The organism is Chitinophaga sp. 05T412 (assembly GCF_056396465.1).
Genome location: NZ_JBFTLN010000011.1, coordinates 207,933 through 226,491 on the forward strand (window position 1 = coordinate 207,933; position 18,559 = coordinate 226,491).

11 protein-coding genes are annotated in these 18,559 nt (G+C 47.8%); 2 read left to right on the forward strand and 9 right to left on the reverse strand.

Annotation, left to right across the window (positions count from 1 at the left end; all coding sequences use genetic code 11):
- The first annotated feature begins 95 nt into the window (after positions 1 to 95).
- A complete protein-coding gene (locus tag AC1DFM_RS23735) occupies positions 96 to 3,164 on the forward strand; it encodes a SusC/RagA family TonB-linked outer membrane protein (RefSeq protein ID WP_477079249.1) in 3,069 nt (1,022 codons plus the stop codon).
- Between the two features lie 55 nt (positions 3,165 to 3,219).
- Complete coding sequence (locus AC1DFM_RS23740) at positions 3,220 to 4,731, forward strand: RagB/SusD family nutrient uptake outer membrane protein (RefSeq protein ID WP_477079250.1); 1,512 nt, start codon at positions 3,220 to 3,222, stop codon at positions 4,729 to 4,731.
- Between the two features lie 123 nt (positions 4,732 to 4,854).
- Here AC1DFM_RS23740 and AC1DFM_RS23745 read toward each other — a convergent pair whose 3' ends face one another.
- From AC1DFM_RS23745 to AC1DFM_RS23785, 9 genes are all read right to left on the reverse strand, one after another.
- Positions 4,855 to 6,903, reverse strand: coding sequence for a LamG-like jellyroll fold domain-containing protein (locus AC1DFM_RS23745; protein WP_477079251.1), 2,049 nt, complete (start codon positions 6,901 to 6,903; stop codon positions 4,855 to 4,857).
- 182 nt (positions 6,904 to 7,085) lie between these two features.
- Entirely contained in the window at positions 7,086 to 7,448 is a 363-nt protein-coding gene (locus tag AC1DFM_RS23750) for a nuclear transport factor 2 family protein (protein WP_477079318.1), read from the reverse strand.
- A 71-nt stretch (positions 7,449 to 7,519) separates the two neighbouring features.
- Positions 7,520 to 8,110, reverse strand: coding sequence for a Crp/Fnr family transcriptional regulator (locus tag AC1DFM_RS23755; protein ID WP_477079252.1), 591 nt, complete (start codon positions 8,108 to 8,110; stop codon positions 7,520 to 7,522).
- Between the two features lie 149 nt (positions 8,111 to 8,259).
- Positions 8,260 to 9,639: a discoidin domain-containing protein gene (locus AC1DFM_RS23760; protein WP_477079253.1), complete on the reverse strand. Its 1,380-nt coding sequence runs from the start codon at positions 9,637 to 9,639 to the stop codon at positions 8,260 to 8,262.
- A gap of 32 nt (positions 9,640 to 9,671) precedes the next feature.
- Complete coding sequence (locus AC1DFM_RS23765) at positions 9,672 to 11,432, reverse strand: DUF4983 domain-containing protein (protein ID WP_477079254.1); 1,761 nt, start codon at positions 11,430 to 11,432, stop codon at positions 9,672 to 9,674.
- 15 nt (positions 11,433 to 11,447) lie between these two features.
- On the reverse strand, positions 11,448 to 13,037 hold the full coding sequence (locus tag AC1DFM_RS23770; RefSeq protein ID WP_477079255.1) for a DUF5008 domain-containing protein: 1,590 nt from the start codon (positions 13,035 to 13,037) through the stop codon (positions 11,448 to 11,450).
- A 31-nt stretch (positions 13,038 to 13,068) separates the two neighbouring features.
- The gene (locus AC1DFM_RS23775; RefSeq protein ID WP_477079256.1) at positions 13,069 to 13,788 is read right to left on the reverse strand and encodes a hypothetical protein; all 720 of its coding nucleotides are present in this window, start codon (positions 13,786 to 13,788) and stop codon (positions 13,069 to 13,071) included.
- Between the two features lie 10 nt (positions 13,789 to 13,798).
- A complete protein-coding gene (locus AC1DFM_RS23780) occupies positions 13,799 to 15,328 on the reverse strand; it encodes a RagB/SusD family nutrient uptake outer membrane protein (protein ID WP_477079257.1) in 1,530 nt (509 codons plus the stop codon).
- A 30-nt stretch (positions 15,329 to 15,358) separates the two neighbouring features.
- On the reverse strand, positions 15,359 to 18,514 hold the full coding sequence (locus tag AC1DFM_RS23785) for a SusC/RagA family TonB-linked outer membrane protein (protein ID WP_477079258.1): 3,156 nt from the start codon (positions 18,512 to 18,514) through the stop codon (positions 15,359 to 15,361).
- Between the last annotated feature and the right edge of the window lie 45 nt (positions 18,515 to 18,559).

The following is an 18,559-nucleotide window of genomic DNA, read 5'->3' on the forward strand; positions in this document are numbered from 1 at the left end:
TGTTTGAAAGGGGGATTCCACGTAAAAAGCAATCCTACCCATCTTCTAGTTAAACGATTTACCGGCTATTATTCCATCATCTCTAAAGACTTGTTATGAAAACAAAACTTGTTTACGTGCTTGCATGTCTACTACTCTCCATGCATGCAATGGCCCAGATTAAAATAAGCGGCAAGGTCACCAATTCTGCAGACGGGACGGAGATCCCCAATACCACCGTTGCCATTAAAGGCACCGTGAAAGGTACTATTGCAGATGCCCATGGCGTATATACGTTACAGGTACCCGACGTTAATGCGGTGCTTGTATTTTCCTTCACAGGATTTGCTACGAAAGAAGTAAAAGTAGGTAACCAAACCGTTATCAACGTGTCGCTCTCGGAACAGGCCAATACCCTGAATGACCTCGTGGTGATTGGTTATGGTTCCGTAAAAAAATCTGACCTCACCGGTGCGGTGGCTTCTCTCAAAGCAGAGCAGATCATGGATGCACCTGTGCCTAATATTTCGCAGGCCTTACAGGGTAAACTTCCCGGGGTAGATGTTAACATCAACAGCAGCGCTCCCGGTCAGGCCGCCAAGGTACGTATCAGAGGTATTGGCTCTATCAACTCTTCCCTCGATCCACTATATGTGGTAGATGGGGTAGCCGGCGTAGATGGTAATGCCATCAACCCGAACGATATCGCCTCTTTAGAAGTATTGAAAGACGCTTCCTCTACCGCTATTTATGGCGCCAGAGGCGCCAACGGTGTGATCATGATCACCACCAAACGCGGTAAAGCAGGCCCTACTCAGGTAAGCTACCAGGGCGATCTAAATGTGAGCACACTTTCCAGGCACCTTAAAACACTGAATTCCGATGAATTCGTGAAAGTGTATAATGACGCCTTTGTAAATGCCACCAAGTTTGATCCACAACATGGTAGCTGGGCGCCGCCTAAAGCACTCAATCACCAGAACTTTCCACTGCTCTTTGATGCCAACGATAAACCTCTTTATAACACCAACTGGGAAAAAGAAACCTATAAACCAGCCGTTTCTACCAGCCACCAGCTGAACTTTCAGGGCGGCAACGACAAAATGTTGTACAGTGCTTCCCTCGGCTTCCTGGATCAGAATGGTTTGATGATACAATCCTGGTACAGGAGATATTCCGCCAGACTTACTTTCGACGACGATGTAAAATCCTGGTTGAAAATAGGTGGTAGCCTGAACATCATTTCCAGCAAACAAAGATTGGTATCTGATGCCAACGGATCTTTGAACGTAGCCAGAATGGTAACAGAAGAAGTACCCATTGTACCGGTGAGATATCCTGACGGCACCTGGGCAGGCAACAACGATATTTCCGGTCTGGAAGGAGGCCCTAACCCGGTACATATTGCGCAAAACAGGTATACCCTGAATAATATGCAACATACACTGGGTAATATCTACCTGCTGTTCCACCTGACCAAAGAACTGGATTTCAAAACAGACTTTGGTTATGATCTGGTCAGCACCAAAGCCAACGCCTACGCTGCCGGTGATTTGCCTCACCTGTCGCAAGACCAGGGCGGTGTAGCGAAAATCACCAACAATTACAACAAATACTGGCAATCTGAAAGCTACCTTACTTATAACAAACAATTTAATAGCAACAATAGCTTAAATGCCGTAGCGGGTATTTCCTTCCTGAAGTACTCCGGAGAAAACAATCTGGTAGAAACACAAAACTTCCTGTCGGATTACTTCCAGTGGAATAGTCTGGGAGCCGGTTCTGTGCGTTCTGACGCTAGTTCACTGACTGCTCCCTGGGATATGAACTCTTACTATGCCCGTGTAAACTATAACCTGCATAATAAGTACCTGTTTACTGCTACCGGCAGGTATGATGGTTCGTCTAAATTCAGCAAAGAACAACAATTTGCGTTCTTCCCTTCCGTTGCTTTTGCATGGCGTATGTCAGAAGAAGACTGGCTGAAGCACAGCAATTTTGTCAACAACCTGAAACTCCGTACCAGTTATGGTCTTTCCGGTAACCAGGAAATCGGGCAGTTTCAAAACGTACCACAGTACAGGCCTGACCAAACAGTTATCGGTGGCGCCAATCAACCTATCGTTGTACCAGGCTACATTGGTAACCCTAACCTGAAATGGGAAAAATCCAACCAGTTTGATGGAGGCGTGGAATTGTCTGTGTTGAAAAACCGCATTAACCTGACCCTCGATGCATACACCCGCACCACCAAAGACCTGCTGCTGGCAGCACCTATTCCATGGTCTGCCGGTATGTACACCCCCAACGTATATAAAAACGTAGGTTCTGTCAGAAACAGCGGTATAGAACTCAACCTGAATACCATCAATATTCAGCGGCCAGACTTCACGTGGAGCACCAACTTCATTTTTGCCTCCAATAAAAATAAAGTCTTAAAGCTGAATGAAGGTAATGCGGACATTTTCCCAGGTCCTAACTTCCTCGGACAAACCAACGTATTGCGTGTAGGTGAACCCATCGGCTCTTTCTATGGCATGAACCGCTTAGGTACCTATGGTACCAACGAAGCGGCAGAAGCAGCCAAACATGGTTTGATGCCCGGCGACCGCAAATACGAATATGATACTGCCGGCAACGCCGTATATGGTATCATCGGTCGTGCTTATCCAAAATGGACCGGTACTTTCAGCACTACGTTCAAATACAAAGGATGGGATTTAACCTGTGATATCCGTTTTGTGCAGGGGGTGAATACAGCGGCAGCCTTTAAGCACTCCACCGAAGACCGTCAGACACTGGCTAACAGCCTCGCTACCGTATTAAACGCATGGACACCTGAAAACCAGAACACCCATATTGCCCAGGTACGTAGCTACAAATTCACACAGGATTCTCACTTTGATACCTGGTGGGTAGAAGATGGCTCTTATATCCGTGGTCAGAACTTCACCTTAGGTTATTCTTTCCCGGAAGCATTCCTGAAAAGAAGCCATATCAGCAAATTCCGTATATACGCCAGCGTGCAGAATCTCTTCCTGATCACCAAGTACACAGGGTATGATCCGGAAGTAGATACCTTCGTCAGCACCTATGGCTCCAACACCGGCTTTTCACAAAACCTTGACTTCTTCCCTTATCCACGTCCGCGCGTGTGGAACCTGGGTGTAAATGTCAACTTCTAGCCGTGTACGTATAACCGGAACCGTGATATCATTTAGTGAATTAAAACATCTGAAAATGAAAACGACAAAACATATATTAATAGCGTTACTGGTGTTGCTCAGTTGCTCCTGCAAAAAGTTCCTGGACGAAAAACCAACGAACTTCCTCACACCGGATGCCGATCTTACCAGCCCGAAAGTAGCCAYGGCCTTTACATTGGGCTGCTATCAAAACCTGCAGGGAGTAATATACGGACAACCATCTTCCTACGGTGGCAATACTTATAACCTGATGGAATTTATGACGGGTAAATCAGGCAGTGATCTGGGACAAACAGGTTTTTCCACCTTCCAGAATCTGCTGTACAACAACACCTCGTTTTATGTAGATACCTGGTGGCAACGTTTATACCTGGGCGTAGGCGCCTGTAACCTGGCTATTCAGAATATTCCGAAAGCCATACAACCAGCAGCTACTACCACTAACCAGCTGGCTACCGCCAAAGCGCTGCGGGCATTGTACTATTTCTATCTGGTACGGCTATACGGAGCAGTTCCTAAAGTATTGGTGGTACCAACGGTACCTACAGCGCCTAACCTGAACCTGCCGCGTACGCCCGCCAAAGCCATTTACGACAGCATCATTATTCCAGACCTGCTGGACGCTGCCAAATCCACCCTGCCCTGGAAAGACAACACCGGACAAGTAACCATGAGTCTGGTGCAAACCCTGCTGGCAGATGTATACCTCACCTATGCAGGTGCTGCCATCAATGGAGGTAATCAATATTATGCTTTGTCGGCCGCCGCTTCCAAAGCAGTGATTGCCAACAGCGGCGCTTCTCTTTTCACCAACTACACGGATATGAATAATCCTTCGAATAAAAACAACGGTGAATTCATATTCCAGGTACAGTTTGCAGCATCCGTGCCAGCACCTAATCCGTTAACGGCACTGACGATTCCAAACTATGCAGGTATCTCCAAATATTCTGATGAATATGGATCTGTATATCCTACTCCTCAGTTTATAAAATCGTTCGCACCCGGCGACAAACGTGTACAGGAAAGGCAATTCTTCTACACGAAGTACAAAAAAATAAACAGTGCGGATACCATTACTTTCCGGAACACATATATCTACAAGTTCTTTGACTCCCTGGCCGTAGTAAGTACCACCAAGTCTGATCTGAACTTCACCATCTACCGTCTGGCAGATGTATACCTGATGTATGCAGAAGCATCTAACCGTGCGGAAGGAGCACCCAATGCAGATGCACTCAACTACGTGAAAGCTATCCGTACCCGTGCACAACTGGGACCACTGCCGGCAAATATGTCGCAAACCGACTTCGAACACGAAGTTTGGCTGCAACGGTACTTTGAACTATGCTTTGAAAACAAAATGTGGTTCGATATGATCCGTACCCGAAAAGTACATAATGATGTTACCGGTAACTGGGATGATTTCATTGGACACAAAACAGTGTACAATGCCACTTTCGCAGCAAAGAACCTGTTGTTCCCCGTTCCTAAACAGGAAACAGATGTGAACCCGAATTTGCTGCCGAATAATCCGGGATTCTAATAGAGCGGAAAGCAGAAAGCAGAAAGCAAAAAGCTATTGTAGCGGGTGGGACCTGAGCGAGTATAATATCCGCATTGGTCGTTCGCTACAATAGCTTTTTGCTTTCTGCTTTCTGCCTTCAGCTTACCGTACTTCAAATACGGTTAGTACCGCCGAATGATCGGAGGCCCATACGTCATCAATATCCGGAGCAGTTCTGATAATTTTGGACGCCACTGCCTTTATACGCGTTCCTTTATAGTAAATAAAATCAATTCTGGAAGTTTGCAGATGGCCGTAAATAGCAGCAAAGGTACCTCCCTGGTGAGTGACCTCGTTAGGTTGTAATTCCCGGTAGCTATCAAGATATCCTTTGCCCAGCATAAATTTAGACACCGGCAATTCCACAGGGCCATAACCGTAATGCAGGAAAGCCGCGCGGGCGGTCCAGTCCAGGTGACTACCTGAATTGAAATCTCCGGCCAGCATGATGGGCATTGTTGAGTCAGCACGCCATATCGGATCGATGTCCTGTGCTATATTTTTTTGCGCATCCTCTTCCGCCAGCTCCCGGTCTTCTGTTATCCAGTCGTTGGTATCAAAGCCAGGGATCGGATAAAAATCGGTATACTCATGCTTATACGCATAGCGCAGCCACCAGTTGCCCATCAATACTTTCCGTCCGCCGGGCAATGCAATGGTAGCGGTGTTGGATTTAAACTTGTCGTTGGAAGGATGCTGCGTCATCGGATACCGGCTGAAAAGCGCCAGATTAGCGCCGGCTGCGGGGGTTTGCAACTGGTACCCCAGTGAGTCGCGCAACATTTGCTGAGAGCCGTATGCTTCCTGCATGGAAATAATATCTGCGTTGGTTTTTTGCAATAGTTCCAATATCCGGTGCGTTCCTTTGTTGCCCATATGTACGCCACCATGCCAGATATTCCATTGTAACAGTTTCACGATTTGCGGATTGGCAGCAGTAGTGGGCGCCACTGCTTTGCGGATGTTTGAGGAGGCTTCTTCCGGTGTATACTTTACGCCGTTCAATACAAACGATGGTATCGTGGCATGTAATATATGCCCGGGCGTAGCGGCAGGATTAACATCGAAGGTTACCAGGAAATAATTCACGCCGTTTTTAAGTGTGTATCCATCTGCCGAAGGCAAAGTAAAATTCATCCGGCGGGCAGGGGCAGTACCTTTTCCGAACAACTCCGTTTGACCAGGTGTACGGGGGGTATTTCCTGCTGCATATATATGCACTGTGGTAATGTCACTCAATGCGGTGGTGGCGGACAAGTCCAATTGCAAATGACTCAGCTTTAATGCACCCGAAGTACCGTTAGCGACTATACGTAGTTTTAGCACGGCATCGCCTTTGCTGCCCTGATCTGCATCCCATTCACTTTGAATGGTAACCGCATTAAATAATTGCCGGGGAGCAGCGGGCGTTACAAATAAAGGATTGTCGTTTTCCACCAGCGTAGCCAGTGGTGCATGGCCTTTATAATTTTTGCGGGTATTACGCAGGTGATACGCCTGATGGCCTTTCCCTACCAGGTTCAAACAAACATCGTCGGACATGCCATCGAATGTGTAGTACCCTTTCAATGCAGAAAAATTGCGATGGCGGGGATTCAGCGGCTGGTGCATCCATTGCCGGAGTGTAGCTGGCTGCAATGCGGTAGTCCAGATCCGGACTTCATCAATTTTGCCGCCAAAAGTGCTGGAATCCTGGTCGTTGGTACCGATGGCGCCGGGCAGGATATCTATCGCCACTTTAGCGCTGCCTACTTCTTTTCCATCTATATACAATTGGGTTTCGCGGCCATCACAGGTAGCCGCCACATGATGCCAGTTGCTATCCAATACTTCCGGCGCGGTAATGTTGGCTTTGCTGCAGTGAAGGTGTCCATTTTTAAGGATCAGCGGCAGGTAATCGATGTTGGGATACTCCGAATATTCCCCTCCGCCAATAATGGCTTCTTTCTCTTTCCAATGCTGGTCGTTTCCTTTGATCCAGGCTTCCAGTGTCCATTGGCCGCGGATAATATCCATTCCGATGCAGGGATTGTTGTCGTTCCCATCCAGCTGCAACGCATGATTAACGGATTGTGCCTGGGTCATGATGCCACCTAACAGGCAGGTAGCGGCAAGGAGTAATTGCTTTCCGTGGTGGAAAAACAGGTGCATGTTCATTGTTCGTTTTATTGTTCACTGTTAGGGATGGATCAAAAGCGCCCATCCGAAAGCTTAAGTTACTACATAAAATAATGATTAGCATGCTTCCGGGAAACCATTTACACAAACGGCAAAGACGCCGGGGAGGAATCAACCCGGCGTCTTTACTATGTAGTGTGAACGAGCATATATTTTTACTGTGCCGCCTGATCAAATAAAGGCCGGGGATCAAAAACAACCCGGAACAGGCTGATTTTATTATCGATCAGCTCATACCATCCGCTGCAAAAAATAGTTTTGTCACCCATGTTGATATCGTAATATAAACTCACATCCGTACCATCTTCAAAAGACTTCTTCACCGTATACTTGAACTTCATGCGTGACATCTCACTGATGTATACATCTGCGCCGGTGCGGGTGCCCAGTACGCCGATAAAGGTCACATCGTCCTGCAGATACTGCCGGGCAGCGGCAAAATCTTCCTTATTTAAAGCGTTAATAAAGGCTAATACTATTTCCCTGGCGTTGGTGCTATTTGTTGTCGTTGTMATAATTGCTTTTTTGTATTACAAAGATCCGTAGTTATTTGCGGCTATACCTGTGACGATCGTCACAAAAGAGGCGGCTACTCTCTCCTGCCTCTGATCCGGCTCAGCGTTTCCCTTGCCACACCCAGGTAGGAAGACAAATGCGACAGGGATACCCGTTGCAACAAGTCGGGGAAATGGGTTTCCATGTATTCATAGCGCTCCTGTCCGGACATGAGTTTGTAGATAGCAGCATGTTGTTCCTGCTTTGCGGCAATCAGCTGCAAACATTTTCTTCCCAATACCTGAATATCCGGATCAAGTGCGGCAGCGGCAAATAATAACTGCTTATCAAATTTCACGGTCGTAAGTGGCTCCATAGCTTGTATCGCATACGCTGATGGTTCCCCCTGTCCAAAGCTGCTGACATTGGTAGCCAAATCATTTTCAAAAAAGAAAGCGGTGTTAATATCCTTTCCATCTTTATTGTAGTAGGCCCTGCAGTATCCTGTACTGATGTAAAACAGCGACTGGCATACCTTTCCTTCCTCCAGCAGGTATTCCCCTTTTTTAAAGGTGACGATACTAAGCGCCGGATACAGCTGCTCCCAGTTTTTATCTTTAAAGGCAGTGAGTGCATGTATGTAGGCTAATACATTTCCMGCCGCGGCGGTGTCTGTGTCGAACATCTATAGGTAGTATTTAAACCGGCAAGATAGTATTTTCCAGAAGCTAAAAGCAGAAAGCGGAAAGCAAAAAGCTATTGTAGCGAATGATCTTTGCGAATATTAATTACGCGCTGATCACCCGCTACAATAGCTTTTTGTTTTTTGCTCTCCTACGGTCTTCGCAGCAAGCGCCATTCAGCCAGCTGGAACAAATCTTTTCCCCAGTTGGCGGTAATGTTGAGGCGATAATATTTAAATGCCTGTTTATTGCTGAACGTGAATTTCCGGGTGAGGAAGCGGGAGCCGAAAGACTCGTTATTTCTGCTATCCACTACTACCCAGTCGGCGCCATTGTTGGAGCCCTGTAATTCCCAGTTTTTAGGATCTCTGCCCGGTTCATCATTGGCGGAAGTGAGGGTATAGGCACCTGTAAACTGCGGCGTAGCAAAATCCAGTTGTACCCATACATTGGTAAAGTTGAACAACAGGAATTTGGTATTGATGTTATTGTCGATCAGCTTGGACGAGTTTTCATTGCCGTTGCTGGTGTTTTCAAACTGTACGCTGTAGCGGATATTGGTGTTGGTAATATCTGTTTCAATCAGTTTGGCCGGGTCCAGCGCCACTATTACCGTGCGTTTGGCGCTATCCAGCAAGTGGTTCGACGGATTGCTGAGCGTGATGCCCAGCACAGGTTTCATGGCGGCATTTTGTTGCAGGGCGCTTACCTTTACTTTCAAACCAACAGTGGCGACATTGCTATTGGCATCAAAATTCATGATAGCCGGTATCGTATAGTCGTCTTTTCCCAATGCTACTCCATTAGGGATGGCACCTTTATTCAACAGCGCCTGTACCGTATCCGGCGCCGCGTTGAGGCCTACCGTGAAAGCGCTGCCCGCCTGACCATTCAACGATACGCTGATGGGGATGGTCACCTCTGTGAGCCCCAGGATGGCATTATCGCCGGAGGGCTGATTGGAGATGGCGCCAGCATCTGTGAAAAATACATAGTGTATTTCCTGCGGCGTAATAATTTGATTGGTGTGAATAATCACGATAGCATTCCCTTTGGCGCCATCGAGGCTATTATTTTTACCAAGTGTGCCTAAATGGATGGCCAGGGCCAGGTCTTTGCCATAGTTCTTTTCTATGGCCTGTACTGCCACATCAAGATTTACCACGATGCTATCCAGCCCGAAACGAAGTTCTGTAGTGGCTGGCAGGCGATAGTAATTATTTTCCAGCAGTACGGTATTGAGTAATTTCCCGGTGCTGATCAATTGCCGGATGGTATCGTCATTCACGCCGATGCCCATCGTAAATATTTTGGGCGCGCTGGCCGACAAGGCAATTTTCACCGGGATGGTAACCGTTTCATTGGTTTTGATGTAGTTCCCGGTACCCGGCACCGTAATTTGTCCGTTTACACTACTGATGGCTACTTTCACCTCCGGCAGCTGTTCGTCGCGGAAGCGTTCATTTTTGTTGCATGACAAGATAGTCAGCAGGGAGATGCACGCGATAGTTATCCATATATGTCTGCGCATAATGCGATGTTTTTTTGTAAATAAAAATCCGTTCAGTTACCGGTGATGGAAGTATACGGCGTKATCCACACCCTGCCATCCAGGTTCCAGCGGGTATCTGCGGGGATCTGCAGCCAGCTGAGCACCTGCCGTACTACATCTACCGGCTGCGGTACCAGCTGCGAGAGGTTCGTATTGGAAGTAGGACACATCAGGTCGTTGAAATCATCCCAGGAGTAACTGCCATGGATGACAAAGTCGTGTTTTAATCCGCTGGCATCCTGGAATACGCCACCAAAGCCATCTTTACAGGACCAGTATCCGGCCAGGTAATCATAATAAGGGTGAGATACCGGGAGCGTTTCAGCGCAGAGATAGTTCCGGATCACGTCATCCGGTAATGCTGCCTTAAAAAATTTCACTTCTGTTACATTGGCATCCAGCCAGCGGTTGTCTGATACGTTGCCGGGCATAAAGCCAAGAGTTAGCGGCGCATCGGTGTTGAAGCTGCCGTAATCGGTGATATCAATTTCGCCATTGTACTGCCCATCGGTGAGGAGGCGTAGCCAGCGGCGGCCGTCGCGCCGATAGAAAACGGCGGCGAGGTCGTGCCACTTGCCATCGCCGATATTGCCGCCGGTGATCATATTATTTTTATTGATGACGGCGTTGTTTTGTCCGAAGTGTACGCCCCAGTTATTTTGTTCGAGCGACATATTCCAGCCAGTATTATGCCACCAGTCCATCGATTGGTTATTACCAATGATACTGGGCCAGGTAAAGGAATAATCACCTGAAGCGCTTTTGTTCTTTTTTAGCTTCAGCTCTATCGTAGCGTCGGAGGTATCGCCGAGGTTGTAGTCGGCTTTGCCGCTATCGATGGTGGCATAGGTAGCGCTGGCAGCATCGCCGCCATGTAGCCTCACCACTTTACCGGTATAACGGTTACCCGTAAACGGCCTGTCAATGAAGTTGGGACGATACCGGGGAGAATAGAAGATAGTGAACGTATTTACCTTGCCATTGCTGAGGATGGTGCCATCATCCTTTGAAGGATCGGCGGCGATGGCGCCACCGCGATTAGAGGTAACTACTACCAGCCAACTTTCTTTACTATAGTTTTTTCGTGTACGCAAGGCCGTTAGCAGGTTAGCGATGTACGCATCTACGTTTAAGATGGCTGCTTTATATTCCGGTGTATTGGATTCGTAGCCGTGTGCAGCGCCCGCAGCAGCTACCTGGCTGAACTGACCAAATACAACTCCGGCGGTATCTGTTTTCAATTCTTCCAGCAACGCCTGTTGTACCGCATCATCATTGCCGGCGAAAGTTTTATTCACATCAGCGTTGGTGATGAGTTGTTTACCGAGTGCGTCGGTGGCGCTGAAGGCTGCGATGCGAAATGCGGGATTGCGGTCTTTCACGTATTTGAAAAAGATGGGGTACTGCGACAAATGATTACCACTGAAATCACTGCTGATCACACCATGTTTTTCTTTATGTACGCCCGTGAGCAAATCGGCCCATCCGGAAGCATCCAGGCTGATGGTATCGCTGATACTGTTCCAGCAATAGATGGCACTATCGGCCATGGCGTTGAGCTGGGGCGCTGCTACATCACGCACCGCTTCTCCCCTGGCGCCATCTACTACCAGGAACAATATTTTGGGTTGCTTCACGGTTACACCTGTAATATCGTTGTAGTCCTTTTTTACCGGAGTATTATCCGTTCCTTTATTACAGGCCATCATCGCAGTGATGATTGTCCCCATAACAGCCAGCCATTTTCCTCCCGCGCGGTTGATGTGCATCATATACAAATGATTTTTTTATTTAAATAACAGTCTGAAAATATTGCCCGCATCTTTTTCATTGAAGCGGTTGAAATAGCCCATCAGCAGGGCTTGTGTCTGGCCTGCCGGGCTGGTGGTTTCTATTACCCTGGCCACGTATCCGTTAAAGTCACCGGTGTTGTTATACCCTGCCGCCAATGATCCATCAGGGTTGAGKATCATTAATCCGTTGCGGTGTACGCCGCCATACTGTTTGAAGTAACCGTTTACAATCACCAGCCCGTTGCTCAGCAAATGAGCCAGGTTGTAGGTATCGTTGTTACCCATGGGCAGCGATGCAAACTGTGCATCCACGCTGCCATCCGGTTTTAACATCACCAGGCCGTTGCTGGTACCACCATTAAATTTGCGGAATACGCCGGCGAGTATAAATCGTTGTTTGGCGGCATTGAAGCGGATACTGTTAATGGTATTGTCTGCACCACTGCCACCGAAGCCAGGGTCCAGGGAGCCATCCACATTAATCCGCGCCATGTAAGGCGCTGGCTGCCCGTTGTATTTAGTGAAACGGCCTACTATAATCAGTTTCCCATCGGATTGCATAAACGCATCTGCAATAGGGCCGTTGGCGCCATCAAAGCTTTTATGTTTGACCAGATCGTAGTTAAAAGAAGAATCCAGGGAACCATCCGGATAAAAGCGAATGAGTTGCCGCACCACTACACTATCGGTAACAAGCGAATCTCTTTCGTGCATAAAATCGGGGACGTCGTACCGGTAGCGCAGATAGTAGTTAAAACTGCCGATAGCGGTGATCCGGTTATTAGACACAAATACCCTTCCGATGCCACCATCAGTGCCTCCATTAAAGGCAGGCACCGTGTCTTTTTTGGTGTAGGTTTTCACGATCCCGGAATCCAGGGAACCGTTGTTATTCAACAGGGTAATATTGCGTATTTCGCCGCTGTGGGTATCATAGGAAGAAAAGCCACCGGATATCACCAATTTTCCGTTTGGCAAAGCAGCCACGGAAGTCAGTAGTCCATCGGCGCCTTTACCGGATAACAGGCTGCGATCTACTTCCCCATCTTTCGAAGTCATTACTATTCTGTTCAATGGCTTTACTACCCCTTTGCGTTCAAAGTCCCAGAAACCGCCCAAAAGCAGCATGCGCCCATCTGCCAGCTGGTAGCCATCGTATACCGGGCCGTTGGCGCCAATGACTACTTTATAGTTAGGGTCCAGGTCTACGTTGCCTTTCACTTTAAATATGGGTCCAAAAAAAATCTGATCGCCAATGGTGACAGCGGCTACACCGGTGCTACCATTGGCCGGCACTTTTACTTTAATGCCGGCGGTGTCAATGCCTACCACTTCTGCCTTCTCTCCATTAAAAGTAAAGTGGAGGGAATCTTTATACGGCAGCAGCCCGGTGGCCTTAAAGGTGACTACGCCACCGGGAGCCGCCTCCAACGGCGATGGTGGATCTGTGCTTAATTGCACGCCCAACGATGGCCGGCCTCCGGCATAGGGATCATCAAATACTTTGTTATCCTTTTTACAATTCACCAGCATAACAGCGATGAAGAAAAAGAGGATATTTTTTTTATTGAGAATAACGTTCATGTTTGCCTGCTTTTGCGGATCTTAAAAAATATCAACCACCTGTTTTCATCACTATTTTCATATCTGCCAGAAAAGAATCATAGTCGAACCCGAAATAATAATGCTGGTCATTTAACACATGTACCACGCCGTTGGTGGTGAGAATATTACAGGAGGCCACATCCGCGCGCACCCAGTTGTCCAGTGGTTTTCCGGCATCGGGGATATAACAGATGGTTAGCTGCCGGTAGCCTACGTACTTCACACCGTTGTCATCGTTGAATATCACACCGATGTTCATAGGGGTGCCGTTCCAGGAGAGGTAGCCCTGACCGGGGTACACCGCGCGCAGGTCGTAATCTATCTGCTGATAATCCTTCAACTCACTCCGGCCATGAAACATATATTTTTCCAGATAGCGTTCCCAGATGGCGGCAGGTATATCCGACAATACTTTCACGGTATCATATGCCTCATAATTTAAATCGGCATTGAGTGATTTTATCAGGTGTTTAATACTGTTGTTGGTAGGCGCAAAAAAAGTAAGGGTATCCTGCCGGAAGGTTTTTTCCAGGCCGGCCAGTTTCACGACCATGGCTACACTGTCGAAGAAGTAAGGCACGGCTTGCAGATATTCCATGGTACTGCCTTTAAAGTGAGGATCGCTGGTACCGGAATCTTTATAATATTCCTTTTTACAGGCGCTCATCCCCAACAGGATACTCACGAGAACGCCTATACAAAACCGGCTGCGTTTATTTATCTGTTGCATCAGCAATGTTTTATCTTAACCAATAATTATTCAATTGCATATTCGGATTATTGTTCAGCGCAGCTGCGTTGATGGGCCAGGTCCATCCGCCGTTTTCAAACTGCGACTGCGTTAGCGGGTAGTAGCACCACTGCTGATTCAGGACTCTGCCGGTGCGTACCAGGTCGAAATAATAGTGACCTTCCATCATCAGTTCTTTGGCGCTTTCGGTGTAGATGGCATCCTGTAACACGGGCCCAGCCGGCCCCTGATAGAGCAAGGTTTTAGCGCGGGTACGGATCATATTCAGCATTTTAATGGCTTCTGCTGGCTGATTGATGGCGGCCAATGCTTCCGCGCGTAATAAGATGGCGCCAGCATAACGTAATAGGATGAGGTCATTATCTACGTTGCGGTCGTTTTCTCCCTGCTCGAAAATGCTGCTGTATTTGAGGAACAGGAAAGTGCCATCGTTCGAATACATCTGTGAATCAAACCAGGTGGAGGCGCGGGCATCCGGCACTCCGGAAGGATAAAGTCTGCGGAGAAATTCAGCACGGATATACGAAAAACTGTACTGGTGTCCGGCGGCGGGGCGCTTGTAGGGCCAATGCACCACGAACTCGGATAAGTCGTTCCAGTTATTGCCCAACGTTTCGCCGTAGTTGGAGTTCACCACAATATCGAACAGGCTTTCTTTGGAGCGTCCTTTGAAGATGGTGAACGACTCTTCTATAGGCAGTAATTCATACGCGCCACTTTTGATCAGGTCGTCGCCCAGCCTGGCGGTTTCTGTGTAGTATTGCTGCGCTTTGGCTTTATCGAAGCCGGCATTCCACATATTCATTTCCATCATCAGCGCCAGTGCGGCGCCTTTGCTGGCCCTCGCGCCACGGTAGGCAGGGTCGGAGAAGGTCCAGGGTAAAGCGTCTTTTGCTTTGGCTAAATCTGCTATACAGTTATTCATCACGGTCACCATTTTTTCTCTGGCCAACGGTGCGTCGTGATAGGCGTCGGTATAGTACGGTACATCTCCCCAAAGCCGCACCATGATAAAATAGGTCATGCAGCGCATGAACACTGCCTCTGCCTGATAACTCTTGATGTCATCGGCATTCAGATCCGGTATTTTACGGTGATCCAGTTCATAGATCAGGATGTTACTGGCTTGTATAATGCGATAGAAAGGCTTCCAGTCGGCCAGGTTCTTCAAGGTGAAGATATTCCAGAAGTCTTTCCCACCGGGCGTATTCACCACATTGGTTAAATCATTTTTAGCCACGTACACCAGGAAGGTACGGTCGTTCCCATCATTTTTCTGCGGCGCCATGTCCATCATGCCGCCCCGCATTTCACCAGCCACTGCAAACAGCGGACAGGAACCGGCGGCATCTCTGAATAGCCCGTATATATCCCAGATGTTGCTTTCCACATCTTTCCGGCTCTGGAAAAAAGTATTCCCTGATAAGCGGTCCAGTGGCTTTACATCCAGGAACTTCTTACAGCCAAACGGCGTAGTGAACAATAAGATGGCAACGATATAAATAGTCCTGCGTAACATAGTCAACAGCTTTTAATTAAACAGATCACGTTAAAATTCTATGTTCAAACCAAAGTTCCAGGAGCGGGCCACGGGGTAACCGCCGGACTGGTCACGGCCCAGCGCCGATACGTTTTCCGGATTAGGTCCACTATACCTGGAAAAAGTAATGAGGTTGTTGGCGGTGAGGTATAACCTGACAGAATTAATTCCATAGCGATTCGTGAACTTCCTGTTCAGCAGATAGGCCAGCGTAACGGTATTGATTTTGAAATAGGACCCATCTTCTTCTGTCAGCGTTTGTTCATACCGGTAAGGATTAATTTGTCCTGCCCTTGAATAATCAAATGGGTTAGGATATTTGGCGGTACTGCCATATTTCTTCCAATAGTCAACACCGGAAAAGTCTACCACTGTTTTAGGATCGTATGGATTACCCAGGTATTGCATACGCTGCGCCAGTGCGTTATTCAGGATAGAACGGATCAGGGTAAACGAGGTATTGATGTTCACCGAAAAACTTTTCCAGTTTACATACGACTGTAATCCCCCGGTAAACAATGGTTGTGAATTACCTGCGGCTGTATAGTCGTCGTTGGTCATGATATAGTTACCATCCACATCCTGCCAGATGGGATCACCACCTTTGAAATAGGTACCGCCGGAAGTGCGGTAACGCAACCCGGTGGCGGGATCTACAGGTACGTCGGCATCGCTGGCATATACGCCCTGCGTTTTGAAGAGATAGTTGGTTAAACTATTACGCCCAACGCGGTACAGGATATATTGTCCGCTGGCATTATCGTATTGTATCAATGCTTTGGCGTTATCCGGCAAGTGGGTGAGAATGTCTTTGTTGAATGCCCCATTCAGTGAAATGGTCCACTGCACGGCACTGGTGCGGGGCAGCGGCCGGAAAGTCACTGTCATTTCATAACCGTAATCTATCAACGAAGTTTCGTTGGTAGTAATGTTATCGAAACCGGTCATGTCGGATACATCTTTGGTACGCAACAGGTTTTTTACTGTTTTGTAATAGGCGTCAAAAATGACTTCTATGCGGCTGTCGAAAAATCCGCCTTCAAAGCCACCGTTCCATTGCGTAGTGGTAGTAGGTTTCAGGGAAGTATTGGGCAACTGTCCGAACCGGATACCCAGACGGGGATTGGCATTATAAATACCTCTCGGATCGAAGGTGCCGTAGATAGAAAAGATGTCACCGTTAGGCACAATGTTTTGTCCCCAGCTGCCGCGCAGGGAGCCGTACGACAACCACTTGCTGTTGGCGAAAAACGCTTCCTTGTTGAAGTTCCAGCGTGCAGCAATAGAAGGATTTTTGGAATAAGGGTCTGAAAATCCGCTGCTGCTCGTACCGTCTAAACGATAGCTGCCTTCCAGTACATACTTCTGTTTATAGTTGTAGGAAAATGTTCCGGCGAAAGAGGCCACGTGTTGCTTTGCATAGTTGTCCAGCATACCACCTCCCCGCGATGCCCAGCCATCAAAGCCTAACGGCCCCTTGTACTGGTTGTTCGGCGTTTTCTCCTGTTGGATCACCTGTCCCTGGAAGCCTTTATTGTAGATTTCATTAAAGCCGGAGATAAAGAAGTTATGATTGTTATTGATGGTATAGAAGTACGACAACATATTCCGGTTATACAGCGTGAATTTGCGGTCGTTATACGCATATACCTGTGAAAAATCGCCATGCGCCGCCGCCGGTGTAAAGCGGTCTTCTGTATTGGAGGCATAGTCGTAACTCACTGTGCTGGAGGCATTCAGCCCTTTCACAAACTGATAGTTCACATCTACACTGGCCCTTACGTTAGCCGTTTTATTATCATTTTGGGTATTCAGGGAAGATAATACCCCAGCAGAGCTCTGATAAAAAGAAGGGCCAGGCAACAGCGATGAGGCGGTGGCATTATTTGCTACGCCATTTTGGGTAAGGCCATTTCCATCTCCCTTATTTCTTTTACCCACCTGGGTAGACAGCGTAGTAAACACCCGAAATTTAGGATTAGGCTGATAGAGCATATTGGTGTTCAGCGAATAGCGGTCGAAGCCAGTGTTGCGCATCACGCCGTTTTCATGGTAGTAGCCCATATCCACCTTGTAGTTGAATTTGGGGTCACCGCCGCTTACATTTACGTTGTGTGTTTGGTTATACGTAGTCCGGTAAAAAATCCCCTGCCAGTCGGTAGAGTTTTTATAGTACGGATTAAGACTATCAGATAAAAAAGGAGTGGTTGAAATTTTATTGATATCATCGCGGTTACCGCTAGCAAAGATTTCCGCGATGCGTAAACTTCTTTCATCTTTACCGCCAATGGTAGTACGTAGTTGCGGCGGTGTATTCACGAAAAAGTTACCGGTATAACGCACCAACGGCACCGCAGAACTACCCCGGCGGGTAGTGATGAGGATCACGCCATAAGCGCCCCTGGAGCCGTACAGCGCCGTTGCCTGTGCATCTTTCAAAATCTCCAGACTCTCTATATCCTCCGGAGGTATCAGCGATAAAGGGCTTACGCCGGGACCAGCAGACTGATAACCGTATTCAAAGTTGGCATCGGCTTCAATAGGTACTCCATCAATTACATATAGTGGGGAGGTGGGAGATAGAAACGCATCGTTGCCACTGCCGGATACGGTAATATTCGACAAGCCCCTGATTTGTATAGTGCCTCTTCCGCCGGGCGCGCCGGTGTTGTTTTGTATGTTCAACCCCGCCACACGGCCTTGTAGCAGCTGCTCTACGTTAGATACCGGCACGTCCTGCACTTCCTTTCCGGATACCAGCGTAGAAGAGCCGGTAGACAACTCCCTCGTTTTCTTCTGATAACCGATTACCACCGTTTCATTCAGTTTATTTTCATTGACTACGAGGCGTATTACCACATCCCGTTTATCCTTTAGTTTTAGTTTGTAATCGGAGAAGCCCATGTAACGGAATATCATGAGTGCATCCGGCGCTACGCTCACACTGAAGGCGCCGCTGCCATTGGTAACGCCCACGGCCTTAGCAGGTGTGCCCGTTAAAATACTCACCCCTACCAATGGCTCATTGGTTACCGCATCTCTCACCACACCTTTCAGCACCACCTTATCCTGGGCATGCAAGGCAGTACGGGATAGCAGGCAACTCAGCAACAGCAGCACTCCTGCCATGCCCCGGATACTTTTATCAATACCTGAAAATTTCATGCGTATATAATTTGTAATTGCTGTGATCGAAATAGATATCTTATA

Bases quoted from the DNA above. Each gene is read 5' to 3' on its own strand.
- AC1DFM_RS23735 (WP_477079249.1), top strand. From the start codon at position 96: ATGAAAACAAAACTTGTTTACGTGCTTGCATGTCTACTACTCTCCATG.
- AC1DFM_RS23745 (WP_477079251.1), bottom strand. From the start codon at position 6,903: ATGCACCTGTTTTTCCACCACGGAAAGCAATTACTCCTTGCCGCTACC.
- AC1DFM_RS23760 (WP_477079253.1), bottom strand. From the start codon at position 9,639: ATGCGCAGACATATATGGATAACTATCGCGTGCATCTCCCTGCTGACT.
- AC1DFM_RS23775 (WP_477079256.1), bottom strand. From the start codon at position 13,788: ATGCAACAGATAAATAAACGCAGCCGGTTTTGTATAGGCGTTCTCGTG.
- AC1DFM_RS23780 (WP_477079257.1), bottom strand. From the start codon at position 15,328: ATGTTACGCAGGACTATTTATATCGTTGCCATCTTATTGTTCACTACG.
- AC1DFM_RS23785 (WP_477079258.1), bottom strand. From the start codon at position 18,514: ATGAAATTTTCAGGTATTGATAAAAGTATCCGGGGCATGGCAGGAGTG.